Here is a 25,058-nt window from a genome sequence, read left to right on the forward strand (position 1 = left end):
TTGAACGCGCTCGAGGAGCGCTTACGTAAGGAAGTCCAAGGCGACGTCGCCTTTGATGCGGTTACGCGCGCACTGTACGCGACCGACGCGTCGATCTATCAGATCGAGCCGCGCGGCGTCGTCATTCCGAAAACCATCGACGACATCGCGGCGGTTATCGGCGTGTGCCGCGAAGCTGGTGTGCCGGTCTTGCCGCGCGGCGCCGGGACGTCGCAATGCGGACAAACCGTCGGGAACGCCGTCGTCGTCGACACCAGCAAGCATCTGCGCGCCATCGAGGATCTCGACGCGTCGTCGCGCCGTGTTCGCGTGCAGCCCGGACTCGTTCTCGATCACCTCAACGCGCGGCTGAAGCGCGAAGGGCTTTTTTTCCCCATCGATCCGTCGACCGCCAGTCGCGCAACGCTCGGGGGCATGACGGCGAACAATTCCTCAGGCGCGCGCTCGATCCGCTACGGCATGATGGTGCACAACGTTCTCGGCGTCGATGCAATCCTCGCCGACGGTACGCGTGCTGCCTTCGACGACGGTGCGCCAAACGGTGTCGCGCCATTGATCGAACGTCTGCGCGCGATCGCTTCGAGCGAGGCCGACGAGATCGCAAAGCGATTCCCGCATGTCATGCGCCGCGTGGGCGGCTACAATCTCGACGCAATCAAGACCGGGCCGTTCAACACGGCGAAGATTCTCGTTGGGTCTGAAGGGACGCTCGCATTCTTCACGTCGATCGAGCTGATGTTGCAGCCGCTGCCGCGCGAACGCGTGCTTGGGATTTGCCATTTTCCGCGCTTTCACGATGCCATGGTCTCGACGAAAGATCTGGTGAAATTCGATCCGGTCGCGGTCGAGCTCGTCGACCGCACGATGCTCGAGCTCTCGCGTACGAACCCGGCCTTCGCGCCGACGATCGAGCGTTATGTCAAAGGGCGTCCTGATGCGATCTTGCTGGTCGAGTTCACGGGTGACGATGCAACATTGTTGCGTCCGAAGCTCGACGAGCTGGACGAGTGCATGGCGGCGCTCGGCTTTCCGAATGCGGTCGTGAAAGTCACCGACGCCGCCGCACAGAGTGAGATTTGGTCGGTCCGCTCGGCGGGCCTGAACATCATGACCTCGATGAAAGGCGATGCAAAGCCGGTTTCGATCATCGAAGATTGTGCCGTCGATCTCGAGCATCTCGCCGATTACACGGCGCGCCTGACCGAGATCTTCGAAAAGTACGGAACGTACGGCACATGGTATGCGCATGCGTCGGTTGGCTGTCTGCACGTGCGCCCGGTGCTCAACGTCAAGCATGACGAAGACGTCGGCAAGCTCCGCGCGATCGCGGAAGAAGCCTTCGCACTGGTGCGTGAGTATGGCGGCTCGCACTCCGGGGAGCACGGCGACGGCATCGTGCGCTCCGAGTTCCACCGCGAGATGTTCGGCGAGCGCATCGTGCGTGCGTTCGAAGACGTCAAGGATGCCTTCGATCCGAAGGGGCTGTTCAATCCCGGCAAGATCGTTCGCCCGCCGCTGATGGACGATCGTTCGCTCTTTCGATATCCGCCGGGCTACGAGCCGATCAACCTGGATACCGCACTCGATTGGTCGGAGTGGGGCGGATTCTCGAGCGCCGTCGAGATGTGCAACAACAACGGCGCCTGCCGCAAGAATTCGGACGTCATGTGCCCGTCGTACATGGTGACGCAAGACGAGGAGCACGTCACGCGCGGGCGCGCCAACGCGCTGCGGCACGTCTTAACCGGACAACTCGGACGCGATGCGCTCACCTCGGAACGGATGTACGACGTGCTCGATTTGTGCGTGAGCTGCAAAGGCTGTCGTCGCGAGTGTCCGACCGGCGTCGACATGGCGCGCATGAAGATCGAGTTTCTGCATCACTATCGCAAACGGCACGGGTGGCGCACGAAGGACCGGATCGTTGCGAGCTTGCCGCGCTATGCGCCGTTCATGAAGTACGCAAACGCGCCGACACGCTTGCGGAATGCGCTTGCGCCACTCGCACGCGGAACCGAAAAGCTGAGCGGATTTTCGGCAAAGCGCTCGGTTCCGGTGCCGTCCGCGCGCCCGTTTCTGGACGATTCGCTGCGACGTCAAAACGGGCCGCCGCCTGTCGGCGAGGTCGTGCTCTTCGTCGACACGTTCAATCGCTATTTCGAGCCGCAGAATGCGCGCGCGGCGCTGCGCGTCCTCGAAGCGGCGAAATACGACGTCATTTTCCCGACGCTGCGCGACCGTGGGCGGCCGCTCTGCTGCGGACGTACCTATTTAGGTGCGGGGATGGTCGATGAGGCGCGGCGTGAGATGCAGCGGGTCATCGCCGCTCTTGAAGAACCTGCACGGCGCGGAATTCCGATCGTCGGCCTCGAGCCGTCGTGCTTGCTGACGTTACGCGACGAGTTGCTCGCCGTCGTGCCGGGCGAGGCTGCGAAGACGATTGCATCGCAGGCGTTGCTGTTCGAAGAATTTCTGGTGCGCGAGAAATGCGAAGGGCGCTTGAATCTCAACCTGCATCCGCTTGCGGAGCAGAAGGCCTACGTGCACGGACACTGCCATCAAAAAGCATTCGGCGCGTTCGCCCCGGTGTTGGAAACGCTGCGCATGATTCCGTCGCTCGAGGTCGTGCCGATCGATTCGAGCTGCTGCGGCATGGCCGGCAGCTTCGGTTATGAGATCGAGCACTACGAGATCTCGAAGAAGATGGCGGAGCGTTCGCTGCTTCCCGCTGTGCGGTCTGCCGGCGAACGCGACCTGATTGTCACCGACGGAACGAGTTGCCGCCACCAAATCGCCGATCTTTCCGATCGCAAAGCGCTTCACGTCGCGCAGGTCCTCGACCGCGCCCTCCTGTCATCCTGAGCGTAGCAACGCGAGCGTTGCGTAGTCGAAGGACAGAGATAATGCAGAAGGTTAAGATTTTCGCTGTCCCTCGACCACGGCGCACGTCGTGCACCTACGCTCGGGATGACATTTTAGACCGTTGCGGGTTGGGCAATCCAGTCGCCGAGTGCGCTGAACAACTGGCCGCGCTGTTCGATCGTAAGCGGAACGAGCGGCGGCAAGAGACGCTCCCACTTGTCGTTGTGCTCGATGCGTGATTTGATCGCTTTGATCGCCGGGATCAGCGGCTGCGACTGAATCGTCGTGCGTAGCTCTGCGACATGGGCTTGCTTCGCGGCGAAGTCGGCGTCGCTCGCCGACCACGCGGCTTGCGCCTCACGTGACGTGACGTTGACGCTCGCGGAGATGCAGCCCGCGCAACCGTCGCGCTTCGCTTCCGCAATGTACCCTTCGGTTCCGGGGAAGACTGCAAACTTCGGGAGGCGCTTGAGAAGCTCGCGCTGGTAGTCGCGATCGTTCGCACTATCTTTGATGCCCGCTACGATCCCGGGAAATTCGGCGACCAGCCGTTCGATCAACGTCACGGAGTACCACAAACCGGTCATTGCCGGAAAATTGTAGAGATAGATCTTGATTCGGCGCGGATCGGAACGTTCGATCAGGCGCGCTAAAAACGCAAAGATGCCGTCGTCGGTAACGCCTTTGTAGTAGAACGGCGGTAGCACGAGCGCGGCGGAAAAACCGCAGGCTTGTGCGTGCTTCGTGAGCCGGATTGCATCCTCGACTGCGGGAGCGCCGGTACCGACCATCATGCGATCCATTGGGAGACCGCTCGACGCGACGGCGTCCATGAGATCGAAACGGTCGGCAAGTCCGATCGAGTTCGCCTCGCCGGTCGTGCCCAAAACATTGATTCCGTCGCAACCGTTCTGCAGAAGCGACTTGCAGTGGGCGATGTATCGCGCGTGGTGGGGTTGCGCGCGCCGGTCGAACGGCGTGATCGCCGCGGCCATGACGCCACCGAGAACCTTTGCCATCTTTATGCCTCCACGATTCGGCAGCGTTCGATTGGCAGATCGAGCAGTACCTCCGAACCAACCGGATGATCGAGCGCCGGATCCGTGAAGGCGCGCATCTGCTGGCTGCCGGGCAGCTCGATCAAGTAGTCGCGAATCTCTCCCAGATACGTCTGACGAATGACTCGGCCACGGGCTTGATTCGTTCCGCTCGCGCTCGCCCCGTTCGTGCTGAGCGTGACGTGATGGGGACGGATGCAGACGACGGCTTTCGAGCCGCGGGCAAGCGCGACGCTGCTCGCCGCGCGAAGCGTCATGGATCCACACCTAACCGTTCCCTCTTCGCTGAGCGTGCCTTCGAGGACGTTCATGCGGCCGATGAATGCGGCAGCAAATGCCGTGGACGGCGATTCGTAGATTTCGTGCGGTGTCCCGACTTGATCGATGCGTCCGTGATTCATGATCGCGATCCGGTCGGCGGTGACCATCGCCTCGGCTTGATCGTGCGTCACGTACACCATCGTGATGCCCGTTTCATCGTGCAAGCGGCGAATCTCGAAGCGCATCTGTTCACGCAGGTTGGCATCGAGGTTGGACAGCGGTTCATCGAGCAGAAGGATGTCCGGCTCGACGACGACGGCACGCGCGAGAGCGACACGCTGCTGCTGTCCGCCCGAGAGCTCCGAAGGATAGCGAGCGGAAAGGTGGCCCATGTGAACCGTTTCGAGCACGCGCTCGACGCGGCGCTTGATCTCGTCACGAGAGACGCGCCGGACGCCAAGTCCGTACGCGACGTTTTCGAAGACCGTCATGTGCGGCCAGACGGCGTAGCTTTGGAAAATCAGCGACATGTTGCGGTGTTCGGGCGGAACGACGTTCCTCGCGCTGGACAGAACGCGATCGCCCGCGCGAATTTCGCCTTCGTCGGGGCTCATGAATCCGGCCAAGAGCGAGAGCGTCGTCGTCTTGCCGCAACCCGAAGGTCCGAGCAGCGCCATCACTTCGCCGTTTTCGACGACGAGATTCACGCCGTCGACGGCTTGCGCCACGCCGAAGCGTTTGCGCAAGTCGGAGATCGTGATTTGGGCCATTACGCTGGTGCCTCCGCTGCCACCAAACTGCGCCCGAGAAACCGGTACATCAAGAGTGCGATCGCAAACGTCGCGACCAGAATCAAGACGCCGAGCGTCGAGAGCGCTTCAAAATTTCCGGCGTCGCTGAAATCGAAGATGACTGTCGACATGACGGCGGTCGCGGGGGTAAAGAGAAAGATCGCGCACGACAGCTCGCGCAGCGCCGGGATGAACGCGAGCAGCCACGCGGAGAGAATGCTCGTGCGCAGGAGCGGAAACGTCACCGTAAATATCGACCGCAGCCTTCCGGCGCCCAGCGTGCGTGCCGCGAATTCGAGATCGCTCGATAGTGTTTGAAGCGAAGCCGTGAAGTTTGAGTAGGCGATCGGCAGAAAGCGTGTCGCGAATGCAACGATCAGCATCCAGGCCGTGCCGTAGAGCAAGATCGGTGGACGCGAGAATGCTGCGTAAAAGCCGATCGCGAGGATGATCCCCGGAATGATGTACGGCGCCATGCAAATGAACGAGAGCACGTTGCCGCCGGGAACCAAGCCGCGTTGAACTGCAAAACTGATCGTCACCGCAAGTGCGACGGCAATCGTCGCCGCAGCGAAGGCATATATAAATGAATGCGCGATCGCCGCGCGCGTTTCAGGATTGTCGAAAATCGCCCACCGGTACCAGTAGAACGTAAGGTTACCCGGAACCGGACCTCTTCCCCACGCGCGCGAGAGCGACGTTGCCAGCAACGCCGTGTAAGGCATCGCAACCGCAATGAACGGCACCGCAAAGGCCGCGAGCGACAGCGGGATGCGCCATGCACGCAGCGCGACGAGATGCCGCCGGCCGCCCTTGGTTCCGATCATTGTGTATTTGCGTCTGCCGATCAGCCGGCGCTGCACGTACAACAACCCGGCGGTTATGAAAAGCAGCGGCATCGCGTAAGCCGCGGCAAGCTCGATTCGCGCCGGATACTGAAAGAAGAGATAGAGCTGAGTTGTGATGACTTGCGTGCGCGCCGGAATGAGAAGGAAAGCGGGCGCTCCGAATTCGGAGAGCGCCTCGAGAAACGACATGATGAATCCGGCGATGATCGCGGGCAGCGCCAAAGGAAGAACGATTGTCAGCGTCCGTCGCAACGATCCCGAACCGAGGATCGCCGCTGCGTCTTCCAACTCGGATGGCATTACCGCGAGCGCACCCGTAACGAACGTGAAGGTGTACGGGATGTTGTACGATGCCATCACAAAGATCGCGCCGGCGAGCGAGTAGATGTTGAACGGGCCCTGTTGGGCCCCCGTGAGCGTCACGATCGCGCGATTCAGCCAGCCGCTATGCGGTGCGGCGAGCAGCATCCATGCCTGAGCGCCGAGGAACGGTGGCGTAACGAAGGCAGCGATGATCAGCGCGCGCAGTAACCCGCGCGCCGGGAGATCAGTGCGGGCAACGAGCCATGCGAGCGGCGTCCCGATCGCGGTCGCAATCGCGGCCACCGACGTCGCCAAAATCAGCGAATTAAAAATTGGCGCAAGATAGATCGACTTTGTGAATGCCTCTACGTAGTTTGCGAGCCCCAATTTCCCGGCGGCTGGGATTTGCAGGCTCATGTACAGCAGCCACGCGAGCGGCAGAAGCACCATGACAACGACGGCGGCCACGGCAAGCACGAAGATGATCGCACCTGCGTCGATCTTCCCAAACGGAAGCGTGCGCGTTGCCGGTAAGCTTACACGTTGAACGTTTCGCGCCACTTCGCTATGACTTCGGGAATCCCGGAGGACAGCCGCTCGACCTTATTGCGCGTCCACCGGATTTTGTCGAGCTTGACGCCGTTTGCGGATGGCACGTCGGTCCGCAGCGGATAATTGTAGCTCTTGACGAGCGCCTCCGAGTATTCACGCGAGTACATGAAGTTCATGAACAGGCGTCCGGCGTTGGGATGCGGCGCGTCTTTGAGAACTGCGACCGGGGATGTGATGAGCACTGCGTCATCGTCCGGATAGACGATGTCGATCGGGTTGCCGCCCGCTTTGCGTTCGAGTGAATAGTTATCGGGTCCGGCGCCGACCATTCGCTCGCCCGCGACGATGTCCGTAACGGTGTCGTTGACCGAACGGCCGATCTTTGGATTGTTGGCGGCGATGCTCTTGAAATATTCCCAACCGTATTTGTCGTTCATCGCGACGACCCAATTGCCGACGTATCCGCTGAACGCCGGATGTCCCAGGGTGACCTGATTTTTCCACTTCGGATCGCCGAGCTGTGGCCAGCGATGCGGCGGCTGCACTTTCGTGCTGTAGTTGATCAGCACGAATCCGAGCGCACCGATTTGATACGCTTCATCGGGATCGAGATGTCGCAACGAGGCCGGCACCTTGTTGATGTCGGCCGGGACGAACGGCGCGAGAACGTTTTGGCTCTTCAGCACGACGTAATGTGATTCGTCGGTCGAAGCAAAAACGTCGAGCTCTTTGACGTTCGACTTCAGATCTTGATTCAAGCGCTGAAATATGACTTGCGCGGTTTGCCGGATGAACACGACCTCGATACCGGGATATTTCGCCTTGAACGCGTCCCGCACGCGATCAGCCGCACTTTGCGCATAGTGGGCCGTCCACCAAACGACCGTGCCTTCTTTCTTTGCGGCGGCATAGAGCTTTGAAACGTCGGCATCCCGCATCGCGTCGACCTTGGCATCGGCCGGAGTGCGAGTTGCGAGTGCAGCGGCGGCGCCGCCGGCAAGTGCGAGAAAGTTGCCGCGAGACGATTGAGACATCAGAACCCCCTCAGCGCGATGAAAGCGACTCGCGAAAGATACGGCATGAGGTTGCGAACCTCCGCCGCTTCAGCGGGGACCGCGACGATGGCCGCGAAGGCCGTCCGACCACGGGAGCTCGGGCAATCTGGGCTGAGAGGGCGGCTGCGCCGCCGACCGTCAACCTGAACCGGGTAATGCCGGCGAAGGGAGTCGTCATCGGAAGCGCCGCCCATGAGAGGAAGTGCGCTATGTCGATGACGGTAGAACCTCGGGCGATTCCAGGTTCACGAAAAGTCTACGCCGGAGGAAAAGATCCGTCGATTCGTGTGCCGATGCGCGCGATCGCCTTGACGGACGGCGAGACGCACGTCGTTTACGACACGAGCGGGCCATACACCGATCCCGACGCCGTTCTCGACGTTCGCAAAGGACTCGAGCCCATTCGTCAGACGTGGATCGAAGCGCGCAACGATACTGTCGTCCAAGACAAGACGAACAAGTTGTTTCCGTCGCAAAAAATACGCGTCGCCAAAGGCGGTGCTTCGGTAACGCAAATGCACTACGCCCGTCGCGGGACGATTACGCCGGAGATGGAGTACATCGCGATTCGCGAGAACTGCTCGCCCGAGCACGTGCGCGATGAAGTCGCGCGCGGCCGCGCGATCATTCCCTCGAACATCAATCATCCTGAAAGCGAGCCGATGATTATCGGCCGCAACTTCCTCGTCAAGATCAACGCCAACATCGGAAACTCGGCCGTGACGTCGACGATCGAGGAAGAAGTCGAGAAGATGACTTGGGCGACGCGCTGGGGCGCAGACACCGTCATGGACCTCTCGACCGGGAAGAACATTCACGAAACGCGCGAGTGGATTCTGCGCAACTCGCCGGTACCAATCGGTACGGTTCCGATCTATCAAGCGCTCGAGAAAGTGCGCGGAAAAGCGGAAGACCTCACCTGGGAGATTTATCGCGACACGCTGATCGAACAGGCCGAGCAGGGCGTCGACTATTTCACGATTCACGCCGGCGTTTTGCTGCGCTACATTCCGCTGACTGCGAAACGCGTGACCGGTATTGTTTCCCGGGGCGGATCGATTCTCGCAAAGTGGTGCCTCTCGCATCACGCAGAGAATTTTCTATACACGCACTTCGAAGATATCTGCGAGATCATGCGCGCGTATGACATCGCCTTCTCACTCGGCGACGGCTTACGTCCCGGGTGTCAAGCCGACGCCAACGATGAAGCCCAATTCGGTGAGCTGGATACGCTGGGTGAATTGACCGACATCGCCTGGAAGCACGACGTGCAAGTAATGATCGAAGGTCCGGGCCACGTGCCGATGCACTTGATCAAAGAGAACATGGATCGCCAGCTCGAGATCTGTAAGGAAGCACCGTTCTACACGCTCGGGCCGCTCACAACCGACATCGCGCCGGGTTACGATCACATCACGAGCGCGATCGGCGCCGCGATGATCGGTTGGTACGGAACGGCGATGCTCTGCTACGTCACCCCGAAAGAACATCTCGGATTGCCCGACAAGCAAGACGTGAAGGACGGCGTGATCGCATACAAGATCGCGGCACATGCTGCCGACGTTGCCAAGGGACATCCGCACGCGCGGCATTGGGACGACATCCTTTCAAAGGCGCGCTTCGAATTCCGTTGGGAGGATCAGTTCAATCTCTCGCTCGATCCTGAGACCGCTCGTCAGTTCCACGACGAGACGCTCCCGGCCGACGGCGCAAAGGTCGCGCACTTCTGCTCGATGTGCGGCCCCCATTTCTGCTCGATGAAGATCACGCAGGACGTGCGCGAATTCGCCGAGCGGGGCATGCGGGAGAAGTCCGAGGAGTTCAAGGCCGCGGGGTCCGAGATTTACGTCAAGCAAGGCCCCGCTTAGGATTCGGTGGGGCCACTGTCCAAGGTCTCCGTGATGCGCCTGCGCCTCGCGATGGCCGTTCTGGCGCTCGGATGTTGTGCGGTCGCCGCCTGTACCAATAGCACAGGTGGCGGCTCCACGATGCCGGGTGGCACACTGCCGCAAGCAATTGCTCCGACAACCCCAACTCCCGCGCCGACGCGGACGCCGAACGTTATGACGGGCAATATTCAGGTCATGAGCGACGGCAGCGCGCAGTCGATCCCGGCGCCGGGTGATTTCAAAGTTTCGGCCACGTTCCCCAAGGCAGCAGCGTCGTCGACCGCTGCGCCGGTGCCGATCACGTTGAACGCGAGCGTTTCCGTTCCGGGCCCAGGTGGGATTCCGGCATACGGTGCTGCTGACAAACCAAAGAACGGTCTGTTCAGCAAGGCACATCACGGACTGTCACCGGCCCTGCTGTACATCACGTTCGAATCCGACAAAGGCGCGACGCTATCCGGACTGCCGGTAATCGATGTCATAATTCCGCTCGCCGAACTCGAAGCGTACGGCACCGATCCGACGATCGGCATGGCGATCTACGATCCGGCGAACGAGAACAAGTGGACGCGCAACATCGCGCAAGCGATCAACGCGACGCCGACGCCAATTCCGTCCGGTGGCGCCAAAGGAACGTCGTCACCAAGCCCAACGCCGACACCAACGCAAACTCCGACCCCGACACCGACGCCGAGCGGTACACCGACGCCGCGTCCGCCGGGGGCGCCTGCACCGACACCAACCGTCAGCACGACGCCGGCGGTAGTCGCAACACCGCGCGGTCCGGTTCCGTCAATGGAAGTCCGTTTCGTTCCGACGGCGCGCCAGATGAAATTGCTCGCGAAGAAATCGCTCTCGTTCGTAGTCTATGCTGAGCCGGCAGAAACGCCGACGCCGGAACCGACCGGTTCTGCGAAGGCGAAAGCATCGGCACGACCATCGGCATCGGGCACTCCGCAAGCGAGCGCATCGGCAGCCGCATCACCTGCGGCGTCGGCAAATGCAAGCGCGACTGCAACCGCAACTGCATCGGCAAGCGCAGCGGTGAGCGCTGCGCCGAGCGCGAGTCCCTAGAACGCTGTCGAGGTAGCCGATTCGGACGACGACTGCGAATCGCTCTGATCGCCGTCGACCGAAAGAATGTCGTCGTAGGGTTGGACTGACAACACACCGACCACGAACTTGTCGGTGGACGGCAAGCGCGCAACGTCACCGACGCGGGCGCGAATCGAATGCCAAAGCGAGATCACGCGGCGGACGTATTCGGGTGTCTCGCCGTTGTACGGAATTCCGCGCGCACGTAGTACGGCGAGCGGTCCGGCATTGTATGCGGCGATCGCGAGATGCAATCGCTTACCATCCGCGCCGAACGTCCGGACCATGCGCCCCAAGTAGGTCGACGCGCCCAAAAGATTTTGTTTTGAATCGCGCGGGTTGACGCCCAAAACGTGCGCCGTATGCGGCATCAGCTGGCCGAGTCCGCGCGCTCCGGCGCTTGAGATGGCACTTTGACGCCAGCGAGATTCGACGGTTACGAGCGCAATGAGCAGGCGAGCGTCGATGTGCGAGCGTTGCGAATCCTTGATGACTTCGAGCGCAAGCCGGTGAGTCTGATGTTGCTGAAGCTTCGGATTGAACTTGTGGATCAGGGCCGCGTATTGCAACGCCGTTTCGGCCGATGCCGGGACGCAAAGCGTTGCGCCCATTATTACAGCAAGGGCCACCGTCCAAAGAGGGCGGAAGCATCTCATGGCGGGCGGCCTTGCTGAAAACCCGCCGGAGTCCTTCTTACAAATATCGAAAATCTCTCCGGAAATGGTCGAAGCGCTTACAATCCGCCGCGCCGAAGCGGCCGACTTGGAATCGATCCGCCGCATCTATAACGAAGGAATTGCGGATCGCGTCGCAACGTTGGACGAAGATCCAAAAGATTCTGCGGAAATCTTGGACTGGTGGGCGCGACACGAGGAACGCTATGCCGTTCTCGTCGCCGAGCGCGACGGAGAAATCGTCGGTTGGGCTTCGCTCAATCCGTATTCGCATCGCTGCGCGTACGCCGGAGTCGCCGATCTTTCAATTTATGTGAAGCGCTCGGCGCGCGGATCAGGTGTCGGCAAGCCGTTGCTCGCCGCGCTCGAACAGACGGCGCGCGCAAACGATTTCTACAAGATCGTGCTGTTCACGTTTCCATTCAATGAAGCCGGACAGCGGCTGTACCGTGGCCTCGGCTACCGTGAAGTCGGGGTCTTCAAAGAACAAGGGCGCCTCGACGGGCGCCCCATTGATGTGATGGCGATGGAGAAGCTGCTCTAGGTCGAGAACGTCCCGATCGTCACGCCTGGGTAGAAGCTCGAATTGAGATTGTTGAGCGTTGCGGTGATCGACGTTCCTGGCGGCAGCGGCGTGTTGGCATTTGCGGCATAGCTGAACGTGCTCGTAAAGTAGCTGGGATTCGAGAACGACGGCGTTGCGTTCGGCGTCGGAATCGCGCTCGGTGCGATCGTTGCGAAATCGCCTCCAAGAGCGTGTCCCGGATACGCGCCGGTCGCAGTGTAATTGAGCTCAACGTCCCAGCCGTTTCCGCTCATCCAGGTTGGCGGCAGCGTCCCTGAGGTCGCGACCACGACTTGAGCCAGGCTCGTCGGATTTCCGGTCGAGCTCGGAACGGGATAGACGAGCGAATACTGCATGCCGGCGGGAACGGTGCAAGCTGAGACGTTCGTGGTCGTGCAGTACGTGCACGTACTGCCACAGCCCACGGCCACGACCTCCAAAGCGGCCAAGGCAACCAAACAACTGAGGATGCGGATCATGCCGAAATGGTTCCTGAACACGGCAAAAATCCTTGCGCAAATATCTGAAAATAATGTGAGAATAGACGCATGAACCAATATCGGATCGCCGTCATCCCGGGTGACAACATCGGCCCGGAGGTTACGAACGAAGGACTTCGCATTCTGCGCGAGCTCGAAAAGGCGCGCGTGTGCAGCTTTGACTTCGAGACGTTCCCATGGGGTGCGCGGCACGTTTTGGGGACCGGCCGCGCCGCACCCGAGAACATCGTCGAGTTGCTTGCTCCCTTCGATGCAATCTACATGGGTGCGCACGGCGACCCTGCGAACGTTCCGGACCGATTCAGCTCGCAGCAGATGATGCATCCGATTCGCAAAGGACTCGATCTCTACGCGAACGTCCGTCCCGTGAAATGGTGGCCGGGGACGCAGATCCCGCTCAAGCAGACCGATCCGATCGATTTCGTGATGGTCCGCGAGAACACCGAAGGCGAATATTCTAATACCGGCGGGAGCGTTCACGTTGGAACGCTCGACGAAGTCGCCATGATGACGACGGTCATCACGCGCCGCGGTGCGGAGCGGATCATGAACTATGCATTCGAAGTCGCCCGCAAACGCAACCGCAAGAAGTACGTCCACTGCGTCACCAAATCGAATGCGCTCGCACTCGTGATGGTTCTGTGGGACAACGTATTCGAAGAAGTCTCGGCGCGCTATCCCGACATCCGCACGACAAAGGCTCACGTTGACGCAACCAGCATGTACATGATTACACGCCCGTCATCGTATGACGTCGTGGTTGCGACCAATCTGATGGGCGACATTCTCTCGGACGAAGCCTCGGCGGCGACGGGAAGCATTGGCCTGGCTCCGAGCGCGTGCGTGAATCCCGAGCGCCGCAAACCCGCGATGTTCGAGCCGATCCACGGTTCGGCGCCCGATATCGCAGGCAAGCAGCTCGCGAATCCAACCGCCTCGATTCTCGCAACCGCGATGATGCTGGATTGGCTGGGCGAGACCGAGTCCGCAAAGGCGATTGAGCGCTCGGTTGGGCGAGTCTTAGAAGAGAAGCGCTCCGTCACGCCCGATCTGGGCGGAACCGCCAAAACGTCCCAAGTGACCGACGCAATCTTAGCCGATCTCGGCCTCGTTTTGCGGGCCTAGCCTCCGGATTCGGGGAACAAGCTAGCCATGGCTCGCCGCTTACTCGCAATCGCGTTTGTCCTCGCAGCATTCGCTCCCGAAGCGTTCGTCAGCGCGCAGCAAAGCTCGCAACAAAAAGCAACTCATGCAACGACGTCGACGAAGAGTACGGCCGCGTCGCATAACACGAACCGCAACGGGCACAACATGCAGCGTCGCCACGGCAACGTGCCGCCGTGGTCCAATAGCGTTTACGTCAACGGCGGATCAGCTGCGCAATATCTCGCAACGTCAAAGCCGAAACCACCGCCCGCCAAGAACAAAGTCAACTCCGGGGGCGGCGAAGTCTTTAAATCGATCAGTAATTAGATAACGCGGGGCGGGACCACAATGCACCGTGTCCTCCGGGCTTCCCTAGGCCTTCTTTTGCTCGCTACGACGTCGTGCGGCGGAGTGCATGGGAGCGTTCCGGCGTCGATCTACGCATCGACCGCCACGATTCGCGTTAGCGTACCTGCATCCGGCTCATCGACGAACGCGCGACTGCGAAGAGCGATGGACATCGCGTCGAGCACGATGGGCCTTTCCGTCGATGTCTACGCGCACGGCGATCGAGCGACGATCTTGGCTAGCACGACGGCCGACATTTCATCATCGTCGCCGCAATGCACCGCAAATTCGGGCGGCGGCCGCAGTTGCACGGTCTCCCTGACCGTCCCCGCCGGAAACGACGATTTCGTTTTCACGACCTATGACGCGACACCGATCGCGGGGAGCTTCGCCGGTGCGCAGCAGCTCGGCTACGGTCTGGACAGCGTCACCGTCGTATATGGCTCGCCGGCGACTATCGGCGTCACGCTTTCGAGCGTACTGGCGAGCGTCGCCCTGACGGTCACGCCGGCGGCGCTCCATCTTTTGATTCCGGCGACTGCTACGCTTGGTGTTGTCGCGCTCGACGCGAACAATAACGTGATCGTATCGAGTGGGTTCGTCGACGCACAAGGCGATCCGATCACCCTGAGCTTTACCGCAAGTCCGAGCGGCTTTGTTACGTTCTCACCGTCGACGCTTACGGCACCAGCCACAGGCGGCGTGCACGTCGTATTCTCAGGTAACAACGGCGGCGCCGGAAACTTCCCGATTACACTAACGGCTTCGTCATCGACGGGGTCCGTCGTCAACGCGACGGCGAACTTGGCGATGCAGGCACCAACTTTTACGTCGATTAGCGATCCGAATCTGAGTTCGCTCAACCCGTATCACGAGAACATCCTCTTTGACCCGTCGGGCGGCATTTATTACCCTACTTCCGCAAATTTGGGCGGCATTTCGTATTATTCGGGATTGGGGTCAAGCGTTAGCAGCAATTATGCCGCAACCGCTTCCGAGCCGATCCGCGGAGGCATCGCGTCAGTCGGTCCGGGCGCCCTGTTTGCGATCGCGGGAAATGAGGAGCTGACCTTCTCCGCGCCACCGTCGAGTACGATCGGCCCGGGTCCAAACTCGAATGCCGCGCCAGTCCCCAATGGAAGCGCGATGGTTTACGACCAGATTCGCGGCACGCTCGATTACGCGAGCGGAACCGTGCTCGCGCTCTATCCCCTCAATTCTGGTTCGCCGACGACGGCTTCGCTCGGGACGAATACGCATGCCGGGATTGCGATCGATACGTCGGGCAATCTTTGGATCGTAGACTATGCCGACGAGCTGCTTCTCGAATGGAACGGCTCGAGCGTTCAGCAGGTTTACAACAGCAGCGCTCCGTTGTTCGACGTCGTGACAACCTCGAGCGGAATCTTTCTTACGGTCCAAGGCACGAATCCCGCGATCGTCCAGCTCAATTCGAGCGGCAGTGTCCTTCAAACGATCGCGATGCCGAGCAATGTAATGCCGTGGTACATGTGTGCGGATCGCGCGCAGCCCGGTGTCGTGTGGTTTGACTACATCACCAACGCTCAAATCGGGATCGGACGCGTGGACGCGAGCGTCACCCCCGCGACGGTGTCGACGGTTGCGGATGTGAGCGGACCGAATGGTTCGCGCGCCGGAGCGATCGGCTGCAACCCGAACGGTCTGATGTACATGCTTTTCGATGGGACAGATTCGGTCGTGCAGGTCCAACCGTGAAGACGCGTGCCGTTGTCGCATTGTTTGCATTTGCGTGCATGGTGACGGCATGCGGCGGAGGCGATGGCTCGAATTCCACGCCAGCACCGGGCACGTCGTCTGCAATCGCAACGCCGAGCATTTCGGCGACGTCCACGCCGGCGCCGACGACGACGCCGGTGAGTGGCGGCATCAGCATTGTCGGAACATCCATCAGCGAATACGGGACCGTCACCGCTGCGTCCGGGCCGTTCGGTATCGCGCAAGGTCCCGACGGAAATATCTGGTTTACCGAGCATGCCGTCGCGAAAGTCGGCAGCATTAGCCCGAGTGGAACGCTCGGCGCTGAGTATCCCGTCGCGGGTGGAGTGCTCGATGACATCACTGCCGGCTCGGACGGCGCGTTATGGATCGCCGACCAATCGCTGCCTGGCGTCGATCGCGTTACGACGACCGGCTCGCTCGCAACGTATGCCGTTCTTGCGTCCGCATTCGGGATCACGAGCGATGCAAACGGTCTGCTTTGGATGACGGTCCCGTCGACGCGCGCCGTTGCCAACATGACGGTGGGCGGTATCGAGACGACGGTGGGTGTGACGTTTTCCGGCACTGCCAAGTCGATCGTCGCAGGCGGCGACGGCGCTATTTGGTTTACCGAGGGCGGCTATGTCGGGCGCTACAATCCCTCGGACAGCAGCGTAGCGAACGTCACCGTCCCCAATAGCGGTACTGCAGAATACATCGCGAGCGGGGCCGACGGTGCCATATGGTTCACGGCGCAAGGATCGTCGCCGTTCATCGGGCGCATCGCCTTCAATGGTGACGGTCCTTTCACCGTGACTACGTATGCACTCTCCGCCTCCGCGCAGCCGAACGGAATCACCGCGGGAGCGGACAACGCGATGTGGTTCGTCGACGCCGGAACGAATACAATCGGCCGGATCTCGACGAGTTCCCATACGATTACCTCCGATGCCATTCCAACGGCGTCATCCGGTGTCCAAGAGATCGTTCGGGGGGCCGACGGTAGCTTTTGGTTTACCGAAAACAGCCAATCGAAGATTGGCCATGTCTCGTTCTAGATATCGTCCTCAGGATGAGCCGAGGCGACTAGCGATACTGGTCTTGGATTGAGGCGAAGCGGCTCAGGTCGCCATTAAGCGATGCCTTGACAACGGGCGTCGCATCTTTTAGCGCGAGGTCTTCGAGCGTCGCGCGATCTTCGCGATAGAAGACGCCGAGCGGCATCTTTCCTTCGTCGATGAGCGTCTTGAACGCGGCGACCTTGTCGGTCGGATCGTACGTTTCATCGAGATAGAACGTATTCTCTTTGAACCACGCGTAGGTGTTGATCTTGTTGTAGGTGACGCACGGCGACTCGACTTCGACGATCGAGAAGCCTTTGTGCGCGATCGCCTGTTTGAGCAGTTCGACCAGCAGTTTCGGATGCGCGGAGAAACCGCGCGCCAAGAACGTCGCGCCTGCGGCGAGCGCAACGACAAGACCGTTCATCGGCGCTTCGGGATGGCCGTTCGGGCTCGTGCCCGTGACGTACCCGGTCTGACTCGTCGGCGAGCTTTGGCCTTTGGTGAGGCCGTACGTTTGATTGTCCATCACGATGTATGTGACGTCGGGATTGCGGCGCACCGCGTGCACGAAATGTCCTGCGCCGATGGCGTAACCGTCGCCGTCACCGCCGGCGGCGATGACCGTGAGCTCCTGGTTCGCAAGCTTGACCGCCGTTGCGACCGGAAGCGCGCGTCCGTGAACGCCGTGAAATGCATACGAGTGCAAGTATCCGCTGATCTTGCCCGAGCAGCCGATGCCGGAGACGAACGCAACGTCTTTCGGATTCTTGCCAAGATCGGCGAGTGCAGACTTCAGCGCTGAAAGGACGCCGTAGTCACCGCAGCCGGGACACCACCACGACGGGGTGGCCGTTGCAAAGTCTTTGGGTGTTAGAACGGCAGTCACGATCAGGTCCTCGCCAGCACGGTAGATGAAAGCGCCCGTTCGATCGGTTCGATGATCTCGATCGGACGGAACGCACGGCCGTTGTATTTCCGGACGCTGTGCATATATTCGAGCGGTCCGACGACGACACGAATCAGGCGATCGAGCTGTCCGGTGAAGTTGTTCTCAACGACGAAGACGTGCTTCGCGCCCTTGATGAAGTCGCGCACTTCGTCTTCCGGGAACGGCCAGAGCGTGCGCATTTGAAGGAAGCGGGTCTTCGTTCCGGCTGCGGCCAGGCGGTCCAGCGCTTCGACGATCGGTCCGCGATTCGCGCCCCAACCGATAATCGCAACCTCGGCCGAGGGATCGCCAAAGATATTTCCTTTCGGAAGATCTTCGCGCATCGACTCGAGCTTACGCATGCGCTTTTCCATCATCTTTGCGCGGTTCTTGACGTTTTCGGTGATGACGCCCGCATCGTTGTGCTCGGAGCCCGCAGCCAAGTGCATGCCGCCGTCGACACCGGGAATCACGCGCGGTGAAACGCCGTCTTCCGTGTGCGCGAAGCGTTTGTACTCGCCGAAGACGACTTTGCCGTTTCCGTTACCGTTCGTATGGCCGTTGTGACCGATTAGCTTGCCGCGATCGATCTCCAGGGCTTCGAACTCGAGCAGCGGCAGCGTCGCCTTACTTTGACAGAGAGCTTGCTCCGTCAAAAGGAAGATCGGCATCTGATACTTTTCGGCGAGATTGAGGGCGAGCGCCGCGAAATAGAACGACTCCTCAACCGTCCCCGGCGAAATTACCGCTTTCGGAATCTCACCGTGTCCGCCGAAGATGATATGGTTGAGGTTGCTTTGTTCGGTCTTCGTCGGCATGCCCGTCGACGGACCCGCGCGTGCGCACTCGACGATCACGACGGGAATTTCGAGGACGCCTGCAAGGCCGATCGCTTCCGTCATCAAGGAAAGCCCGGGTCCCGACGTCGCCGTCATTGCGCGCACGCCCGTGAAGGCAGCGCCAATCGTCATGTTGATAGCGGCGAGCTCGTCTTCGGCTTGAACCGCGACGCCGCCGTGACGCGGCAGATATTTTGCCATCCATTCGAGGATGTCGGTTGCGGGCGTGATCGGATACCCGGCCATGAAGCGACAGCCGGCGACGAGCGCGCCGTACGCGATCGCGTCGTTGCCCATCATCAGAAGCCGGTCGCCGTCGACGCTCTTTGTTAGCGAGTAGCCCGAAGGACGGTCGCCAAACTGTTCTTTCACGTAACGTTCGCCGGCGATAACCGCACCGACGTTCATCTCGACGACTTTGTCGCCTTTGCGCTTCCAGAGCGCGGCAACTTCGCCGTGCATGACCTCGGGATCCATTCCGATCAGCGCGCCGAGCACGCCGAGTGAGATCGTGTTGCGGACGATTTCGGCTTTGAGCTCCTCTTTCGCAATCTTCGCGAGCGGAACTTCGTACCAATTGATGTCGGAACGCTTTATCTCGGCGGGAATTTGCTCAGACGTGTTGTCGAAGATGATGAACCCACCCGGACGCATCTCTTCGATGTGCGCTTCGACGGCTTCGAGATCGAATGCGACGAGGCAATCGACCATGTCCGCCATGCCGTAGTTCTCGCGCTGCTGCGCTCGGATCACGTAATTCGTATGGCCGCCGCGAATGCGCGATGGAAAGTCTTTGTAGGTGTAGACTTCGAGACCCATCCGCTTGAAAACGCCTGCGATGAGGTCTCCTGTAGTAAGGCTGCCGTCGCCGGCCTGCCCGCCGAACATGATCTCGATGGAGTTAACGATCATCTCGGCCCTCTTTTCTCTGGGTGGGTGCTAGGAGCCCCCTCGGGGAACCGCCGGGAAATGGTCGACATCGACGCCGTCCTGCTCTGCGCTCAGGCTGAATGGATGGATGAAAACCACTACCTTATGAATCTCATCGGCGTCGGCGCAAACGCCGTTGCAGCAGACGGACCGTTCCCCTGGGCGCTCAAAGCAAATTGCGGCTTGGTAATCTCGGCCGACGGTACGGATTTCGGGAAGAGTACCGTGATCACGGGTGAACTCGTCGAAGAAGACGGCAACAGTCTCGGCGTGTTCACGATCAATTGGGACATCACGCGCCCGCTCAATTACGTCCCGGGCTTGCGCTACCGACACGCATTCCCCGCGGACCTGAGCGGTTTTCTTGTGCCTGCTAAGGGCCTGTACTCGGTTAACGTCGCGATCGACGGACACGTCCGTCGTGAGATGCCCTTTCTCGTCCACTAACATTGGAAGACGTCCTCGTTATCGGCGGCGGCAACGCCGCGCTTTGCGCGGCGATCTCGGCTGCGGAATTGGGCGCGCGTGTTCTGCTGCTCGAGTGTGCACCCAAAGATTTCCGCGGCGGTAACAGCCGCCACACCCGAAACATCCGCTGCATGCACGACACGCCGGTCGACGTTCTCACGGACGCATATCCGGAAGACGAATACTTCGACGATCTGTTGCGCGTCACGGGTGGTGAGACCGACGAGCATCTCGCGCGGCTGACCATTCGATCCTCGTCCGACGTGCGCGCGTGGATGGCGGCGCGCGGCGTGCATTTTCAGCGCGCGCTGAGCGGGACGCTGCAGCTCTCGCGCACGAATGCCTTCTTTCTCGGCGGTGGGAAAGCGCTCGTCAACGCATACTATCGCACCGCTGAACGGCTTGGCGTGCGCATCGTCTACGAAGCGGACGTGCGCAAGCTCGAGATGACCGACGGTCGGTTCCTTGCCGCGTCGTACGTGAAGAACGGCGAAGCGCAGCGTGTTGAAGCGCGTGTCCTCGTTGCTGCTGCCGGCGGCTTTGAATCGAATCTCCGCTGGCTGCGGGAAGCGTGGGGGCCGGCTGCAGACAATTTTCTCGTGCGCGGCACACCCTACAATATGGGCTGGGTGTTGCGCGAACTGATCGACGGCGGAGCGCAAATGATCGGCGATCCGACCCAGTGTCATGCCATCGCGATCGACGCGCGCTCGCCGAAGTTTGACGGTGGGATCGTCACACGGCTCGACTCGATAACGCTCGGCATCGTCGTGAACAAGAACGGAGACCGCTTCTACGACGAAGGCGAGGACTTGTGGCCGAAGCGCTACGCGATTTGGGGACGGCTTATCGCGCAGCAACCGGATCAGATCGCATATTCGATCGTCGATGCAAAAATGCAGCGCCGGTTCATGCCCTCTGTGTATCCGCCGATCGAAGCCAATACGATTCCCGAGCTGGCCCTCGCGCTTGGCCTCGATCCGCACGCGCTCAAGAAAACAGTAGACGAATATAATCTGGCCGTGGAGGCCGGCACATTCGATCACACGATTCTCGATGATTGCAAGACGCACTACCTGACGCCGCCAAAGTCACACTGGGCGCAACATCTCGACACGCCGCCGTATTGGGGTTATCCGCTGCGACCCGGGATCACATTCACGTATCTTGGCGTGAAGGTCAACGAGCATGCGCGGGTCTTACTGCAGGACGGTGTACCGTCGCCAAACGTCTTTGCCGCCGGTGAGATCATGGCAGGCAACATTCTCGGTAAAGGCTACTTGGGCGGAATCGGAATGACGATTGGGACGACGTTCGGTCGCATCGCGGGAGAAGGAGCAGCGCGCTATGTCATGGCTTGAGCCGTCGCTCGCAGCCGAGGGCGCGCGCATCATGACGATTTGCAACGCGTGCCGCTATTGCGAAGGCTACTGCGCCGTTTTTCCGGCAATGGAGCAGCGCGAGCAGTTCGGTCCCGCGGATCTCGGTTATCTCGCGAATCTCTGCCACAATTGCGGCGCCTGTTTGCCGGCGTGCCAGTACGCGCCGCCGCACGAGTTCGGCGTCAACGTTCCGCAAACGCTCTCGCAGATTCGCGTTGCGAGCTATCAGTTGCCGCGCCGGAAAACCGTTCTTATGCTCGGCATCGCGTCGGCCGGACTGCTTTTGCTCGTATTGCTCGCGGGCACGGCTTGGACGACGCTGTTTGCGCGTCACGACGGTGGAGCGTTCTACGAGGTGATCTCACACGACGAGATGGTACGGCTGTTTCTCTTCGCCGGTGCATGGGCGCTCGTTGGAATGGGGCTCGTCTTCGCCATACGCCACGGAGTCGTTCGCGGCGTCCGGCGTGCTGATTTTGGCGCGATTCGCCGTGGATGGTCCGATGCGCTACGTCTCGTGAATCTGGGCGGCGGTGGAGAAGGCTGCATCGAGGAACACGAACGGCCGGCGCAAGTCCGGAGAATTTATCATCACTTCGTCTTCTACGGATTCTTGTCGTGTTTTTTGGCGACGATCGTTGCCGCGTTCTACGACAACGTCCTCGGCTGGCGCGCGCCTTATCCCTTTGCGAGCTTGCCGGTGATCTTCGGTACGCTGGGCGGAGTTGCGCTACTGATCGGATGCGCCGGTCTCTTCAGATTGCTGCGCGAGCGTGATGTTGCGCTGAGCGACAAAGGCGAACGCGGACGCTCGATGATGTTGCTGGTATTTCTCTTCGCGACGGCGGCAACAGGTCTACTCCTGCTCGTATTCCGTGGTACAGCGGCAATGGGCTTCCTATTGATTTTACATCTCGCCATCGTGTTCGGTCTGTTCGTGACGCTTCCGTACGGCAAATTCATGCATGGGTTTTTCCGTATCGCCGCACTCATTCGCTTCGCATCGGAACAAGGAGACTGATGGATCTCGAGCTCGGAAGTCGCACCGCACTCGTGACGGGTGCCAGCACGGGAATCGGTCGCGGGATTGCGCTCGCGCTCGCAGCAGAGGGTGTCGCGCTGGCGATCGCAGCACGACGCGCGCAGCTCCTGCACGAGCTCGCGGACGAAATCATCGCAGCTGGCGGCAAGCGCCCGCATGTCATCGCGTGCGACATTATGGATGAAGACGAGGCCAACAATCTGGCGAAGAACGCGCTCGAACGCCTGGGGCATGTCGAGATTCTCGTGAACTGCGCGGGCGGAAGCCGCCCGCTGCCGATCGATGCGACCGAAGATAAGTGGGTCGAGGCGATGACGCTCAACTTCACCCGCCAGCGTCAACTCACGACCGCGTTGCTCTCGCAAATGATCGATCGCGGTTGGGGGCGCATCATCAACATCACCGGCAAATCAGAACCGGAAGGTATCAACGCCGCGTTCGCGGCCAAAGCCGCGATGCACGCGTGGGCAAAAGGCCTTTCGCGCGAGGTCGGCAAGTTCGGGATCACCGTCAATTCGATTCCGCCCGGCCGCATCATGAGCGAGCAAATCTTGCGCAACTACACGCCCGAATACCGTGAGTGGCAATCGAAGCACGAGATCCCGGTCGGTGAATACGGACGTCCCGACGATATCGCAAATCTTGTCTGCTTTTTGGCGTCGCCTCGCGCGCGCTATATTACCGGCGCCGTAATTCCCGTCGATGGGGGCTTACGGCGCTATTCGTTCTGAGTCGCTGTTTTAGCTGACTGTCCGTCGACCGGTAAGCAAGTTGACGATGATCAGTACGAGTGCAATGACGAGTAGAAGATGGATGAGGCCGCCGGCAAAGTGCACGGCGAAGCCGATCAGCCACAGAACGAAGAGTACGACGATGATGGTCCAGAGTAAGCCTGCCAATGTTGCCTCCTTAGCAATCGCCTAAGACTTGTACCCTGATTCGCGCGAGAAAACAACGTTATTGTTGGGAAGAACTCAGCATGCATCGCTCCGTGAAGCAGAAGTTGGACGAGATTTGGACCAAGGCAGGTCCGGTTGAATCGCCCAGCCTTTCGGCCGGTGAGCTGCGCAGCATCGAGGAACGGCATCAAGTCCTTATCGCCGACCCGGCTCCGCTCGGACTTTTCGGGTTCGGCCTCGGAACGATCGTGCTCGGCTTCGTCTTGAGCGGCATTCTGTCGACCGGTTCGTTCATCGCAGCCGTCCCCGCCGTTTTGATCTTCGCGGGCGGCGGTCAGTTCGTTGCCGGACTCTTTGCACTCGCCAAGGGCAACACGTTTGCGGCGACCGCCTTCGGGTCGAACGGCGCCAACAACGTGCTGATCGCCGTCTTCATCTGGATGCAGGCGCTTGGCATTATACCGCAGGCAAACTCCGACAACGATATCTTGCTTGGCGTCGGACTGTTGTGCATGGGCTACATTTCGATGGTGCTGGGATTTGCCGCCATTCGCATGAACCCGACGTATCTCGCACTCGTATGGGCACTCGTCCCGGGCTACGTGCTTCCAGGATTGCAATACATGGGCTTGTCGCCGGCTTTGGGTCACGCAGGCGGCTACTTTTTATTCTTGGCCGCGCTGATTGCGTTCTATGCAGGGACCGCCGTGGTAATTAATAGTACGCACCAACGGAACCTTATCACCCTTGGAAGTTTCCCTAAGGATTGGTCCGCGCGGTCGTAGCTCAATTGGATAGAGCACCAGGCTTCGAACCTGTAGGTTGGGGGTTCGAGTCCCTCCGACCGCGATAATGTGTGAATATGATTGCTGCCTTCATTCTAGCAATGGGCCTGCAGGCCGATTTCTTGCCGAACTCGACCCTGCCGAAGAGGAATGCCTATCCGGGATGCGGCGGCGCAAATGTCTCGCCGACGTTGCGTTGGTCAGGTGCGCCGCCCAGCACGCTCAGCTTCGTTCTCACCGTCTTCGATCCGGATGCGCCGCACGCGGGTGGCTGGTGGCACTGGATCGCGTACAACATTCAGTCCGGGGTTCGCGGACTCGTGGCCGGCAGCGGTTCCCCCGGCTCGATGACTGCGGGTACCTTCGGCAAGAACGACTTCGGTGATGCCAACTACGACGGGCCGTGTCCGCCGCCGGGAAAACCGCATCGCTACGTCTTCACGGTCTACGCATTGAACGTTGCGCACGTCAGCATTCCGAACGGTGCTGCCGTCGAACCGGCACTACGCGGGCACATCATCGCGCGCGCACAAATCACCGGACTCTTCGGGATCTAGAATCTAGCCGCGCGTAAAGCGGCGAATCGACGTCTCGTGTTGCGGAAAGCGCGCGATCAGCGCGTCGCGTTTCGGAAGCTCGAATCCGGCGAATTGAAATCCCGGCGCAACGCTGCAGCCGACGAGTCCGTACCCGGTTTGACGCGTGAGACTTGCGGCAAAGAACGAACCTGCGACGACCGTTGTTTGCCACGGACCGTCAGGACCAAGACGGCGCTCTTCTAAGACGCCGTCGGCATCGATGATCGAGATCGTTACGTCATTGCCGCGGTAGAAATGCCACGTTTCATCGGCGTCGAGACGATGATATGCGGAAAACGTCGTTCCATCTAGGAGGAAATACACATTGGTCAAGGCACTGCGCGACGCGCCGTGCGCGTGCACCGTTAGCGCGCTGCGATATGTCTCCGCGTACCAGCCGCCCTCGGGGTGCGGAATCAAGCCGAGGTCTGCGATGATCTTGGCTGCGTCGTCCAT

At 60.4% G+C, this 25,058-nt stretch carries 24 protein-coding genes, 1 tRNA gene and 1 riboswitch; of the genes, 15 read left to right on the forward strand and 10 right to left on the reverse strand.

Features of this window, described 5'->3' with window-relative positions; genetic code table 11:
• Complete coding sequence (locus tag VGG22_11055; protein HEY1728904.1) at window positions 1–2,862, forward strand: FAD-binding and (Fe-S)-binding domain-containing protein; 2,862 nt, start codon at window positions 1–3, stop codon at window positions 2,860–2,862.
• Window positions 2,863–2,975: 113 nt separating this feature from the next.
• On the opposite strand, the gene VGG22_11060 is transcribed toward VGG22_11055, so the two are convergent.
• From VGG22_11060 to VGG22_11075, 4 genes are read right to left on the reverse strand one after another with little or no spacing between them, the layout of a single operon-like run.
• Entirely contained in the window at window positions 2,976–3,881 is a 906-nt protein-coding gene (locus VGG22_11060) for a dihydrodipicolinate synthase family protein (GenBank protein ID HEY1728905.1), read from the reverse strand.
• 2 nt (window positions 3,882–3,883) lie between these two features.
• Window positions 3,884–4,951, reverse strand: coding sequence for an ABC transporter ATP-binding protein (locus VGG22_11065; GenBank protein HEY1728906.1), 1,068 nt, complete (start codon window positions 4,949–4,951; stop codon window positions 3,884–3,886).
• A complete protein-coding gene (locus tag VGG22_11070) occupies window positions 4,951–6,684 on the reverse strand; it encodes an iron ABC transporter permease (GenBank protein HEY1728907.1) in 1,734 nt (577 codons plus the stop codon). Before VGG22_11070 ends, VGG22_11065 begins: the two co-directional genes overlap by 1 nt.
• Window positions 6,660–7,709 carry an extracellular solute-binding protein gene (locus VGG22_11075; GenBank protein HEY1728908.1) on the reverse strand — a complete coding sequence of 350 codons (1,050 nt, stop codon included), beginning with the start codon at window positions 7,707–7,709 and terminating at the stop codon, window positions 6,660–6,662. Before VGG22_11075 ends, VGG22_11070 begins: the two co-directional genes overlap by 25 nt.
• A 100-nt stretch (window positions 7,710–7,809) precedes the next feature.
• Window positions 7,810–7,916, forward strand: a riboswitch (TPP riboswitch).
• A gap of 29 nt (window positions 7,917–7,945) precedes the next feature.
• Here VGG22_11075 and thiC point away from each other — a divergent pair.
• Both thiC and VGG22_11085 read left to right on the forward strand, forming a co-directional pair.
• On the forward strand, window positions 7,946–9,598 hold the full coding sequence (thiC, locus tag VGG22_11080) for a phosphomethylpyrimidine synthase ThiC (protein ID HEY1728909.1): 1,653 nt from the start codon (window positions 7,946–7,948) through the stop codon (window positions 9,596–9,598).
• A gap of 33 nt (window positions 9,599–9,631) precedes the next feature.
• A complete protein-coding gene (locus VGG22_11085) occupies window positions 9,632–10,693 on the forward strand; it encodes a hypothetical protein (GenBank protein ID HEY1728910.1) in 1,062 nt (353 codons plus the stop codon).
• On the opposite strand, the gene VGG22_11090 is transcribed toward VGG22_11085, so the two are convergent.
• Complete coding sequence (locus VGG22_11090) at window positions 10,690–11,325, reverse strand: lytic transglycosylase domain-containing protein (protein ID HEY1728911.1); 636 nt, start codon at window positions 11,323–11,325, stop codon at window positions 10,690–10,692. The two genes, VGG22_11085 and VGG22_11090, sit on opposite strands and share 4 nt — an antisense overlap.
• A 109-nt stretch (window positions 11,326–11,434) precedes the next feature.
• Here VGG22_11090 and VGG22_11095 point away from each other — a divergent pair, with 109 nt between their 5' ends.
• Window positions 11,435–11,932 (forward strand): arsinothricin resistance N-acetyltransferase ArsN1 family A, encoded by a 498-nt coding sequence (locus VGG22_11095; protein ID HEY1728912.1) that lies wholly within the window; start codon window positions 11,435–11,437, stop codon window positions 11,930–11,932.
• Here VGG22_11095 and VGG22_11100 read toward each other — a convergent pair.
• Complete coding sequence (locus VGG22_11100; protein ID HEY1728913.1) at window positions 11,929–12,432, reverse strand: hypothetical protein; 504 nt, start codon at window positions 12,430–12,432, stop codon at window positions 11,929–11,931. The genes VGG22_11095 and VGG22_11100 overlap by 4 nt on opposite strands.
• Before the next feature lie 69 nt (window positions 12,433–12,501).
• On the opposite strand from VGG22_11100, the gene VGG22_11105 reads away from it, so the two are divergent.
• The 4 genes from VGG22_11105 to VGG22_11120 are packed head-to-tail and all read left to right on the forward strand — an operon-like array spanning window position 12,502 to window position 16,745.
• On the forward strand, window positions 12,502–13,578 hold the full coding sequence (locus VGG22_11105; protein ID HEY1728914.1) for an isocitrate/isopropylmalate dehydrogenase family protein: 1,077 nt from the start codon (window positions 12,502–12,504) through the stop codon (window positions 13,576–13,578).
• A 27-nt stretch (window positions 13,579–13,605) separates the two neighbouring features.
• On the forward strand, window positions 13,606–13,926 hold the full coding sequence (locus VGG22_11110) for a hypothetical protein (GenBank protein HEY1728915.1): 321 nt from the start codon (window positions 13,606–13,608) through the stop codon (window positions 13,924–13,926).
• Window positions 13,927–13,947: 21 nt separating this feature from the next.
• Window positions 13,948–15,684: a hypothetical protein gene (locus VGG22_11115; protein ID HEY1728916.1), complete on the forward strand. Its 1,737-nt coding sequence runs from the start codon at window positions 13,948–13,950 to the stop codon at window positions 15,682–15,684.
• Complete coding sequence (locus VGG22_11120) at window positions 15,681–16,745, forward strand: hypothetical protein (protein HEY1728917.1); 1,065 nt, start codon at window positions 15,681–15,683, stop codon at window positions 16,743–16,745. The genes VGG22_11115 and VGG22_11120 overlap by 4 nt, the downstream gene beginning before the upstream one ends.
• A 28-nt stretch (window positions 16,746–16,773) precedes the next feature.
• Here VGG22_11120 and VGG22_11125 read toward each other — a convergent pair whose 3' ends face one another.
• Window positions 16,774–17,637, reverse strand: coding sequence for a 2-oxoacid:ferredoxin oxidoreductase subunit beta (locus VGG22_11125; GenBank protein HEY1728918.1), 864 nt, complete (start codon window positions 17,635–17,637; stop codon window positions 16,774–16,776).
• Window positions 17,638–17,639: 2 nt separating this feature from the next.
• Window positions 17,640–19,430, reverse strand: a complete 1,791-nt coding sequence (locus VGG22_11130; protein ID HEY1728919.1) for a 2-oxoacid:acceptor oxidoreductase subunit alpha — start codon at window positions 19,428–19,430, stop codon at window positions 17,640–17,642.
• A 57-nt stretch (window positions 19,431–19,487) separates the two neighbouring features.
• On the opposite strand from VGG22_11130, the gene VGG22_11135 reads away from it, so the two are divergent.
• From VGG22_11135 to VGG22_11150, 4 genes are read left to right on the forward strand one after another with little or no spacing between them, the layout of a single operon-like run.
• Complete coding sequence (locus VGG22_11135) at window positions 19,488–19,895, forward strand: hypothetical protein (GenBank protein ID HEY1728920.1); 408 nt, start codon at window positions 19,488–19,490, stop codon at window positions 19,893–19,895.
• 2 nt (window positions 19,896–19,897) lie between these two features.
• The gene (gene tcuA, locus VGG22_11140; GenBank protein HEY1728921.1) at window positions 19,898–21,277 is read left to right on the forward strand and encodes an FAD-dependent tricarballylate dehydrogenase TcuA; all 1,380 of its coding nucleotides are present in this window, start codon (window positions 19,898–19,900) and stop codon (window positions 21,275–21,277) included.
• Entirely contained in the window at window positions 21,264–22,319 is a 1,056-nt protein-coding gene (gene tcuB / locus VGG22_11145) for a tricarballylate utilization 4Fe-4S protein TcuB (protein ID HEY1728922.1), read from the forward strand. The genes tcuA and tcuB overlap by 14 nt, the downstream gene beginning before the upstream one ends.
• Entirely contained in the window at window positions 22,319–23,071 is a 753-nt protein-coding gene (locus VGG22_11150) for an SDR family oxidoreductase (GenBank protein ID HEY1728923.1), read from the forward strand. Before tcuB ends, VGG22_11150 begins: the two co-directional genes overlap by 1 nt.
• Window positions 23,072–23,080: 9 nt before the next feature.
• On the opposite strand, the gene VGG22_11155 is transcribed toward VGG22_11150, so the two are convergent.
• Entirely contained in the window at window positions 23,081–23,239 is a 159-nt protein-coding gene (locus tag VGG22_11155; protein ID HEY1728924.1) for a lmo0937 family membrane protein, read from the reverse strand.
• An 80-nt stretch (window positions 23,240–23,319) separates the two neighbouring features.
• Here VGG22_11155 and VGG22_11160 point away from each other — a divergent pair, with 80 nt between their 5' ends.
• The 3 genes from VGG22_11160 (at window position 23,320) to VGG22_11170 (ending at window position 24,581) form a co-directional block, all read left to right on the forward strand.
• Window positions 23,320–24,024, forward strand: a complete 705-nt coding sequence (locus VGG22_11160; protein ID HEY1728925.1) for an acetate uptake transporter — start codon at window positions 23,320–23,322, stop codon at window positions 24,022–24,024.
• A tRNA-Arg gene (locus tag VGG22_11165) sits at window positions 24,015–24,088 on the forward strand. The genes VGG22_11160 and VGG22_11165 overlap by 10 nt, the downstream gene beginning before the upstream one ends.
• A 13-nt stretch (window positions 24,089–24,101) precedes the next feature.
• Window positions 24,102–24,581, forward strand: coding sequence for a YbhB/YbcL family Raf kinase inhibitor-like protein (locus tag VGG22_11170; protein ID HEY1728926.1), 480 nt, complete (start codon window positions 24,102–24,104; stop codon window positions 24,579–24,581).
• 3 nt (window positions 24,582–24,584) lie between these two features.
• Here VGG22_11170 and VGG22_11175 read toward each other — a convergent pair whose 3' ends face one another.
• Entirely contained in the window at window positions 24,585–25,058 is a 474-nt protein-coding gene (locus VGG22_11175; protein HEY1728927.1) for a cupin domain-containing protein, read from the reverse strand.

It is taken from the genome of Candidatus Baltobacteraceae bacterium, assembly GCA_036489885.1.
Taxonomy (GTDB): domain Bacteria; phylum Vulcanimicrobiota; class Vulcanimicrobiia; order Vulcanimicrobiales; family Vulcanimicrobiaceae; genus JAFAMS01.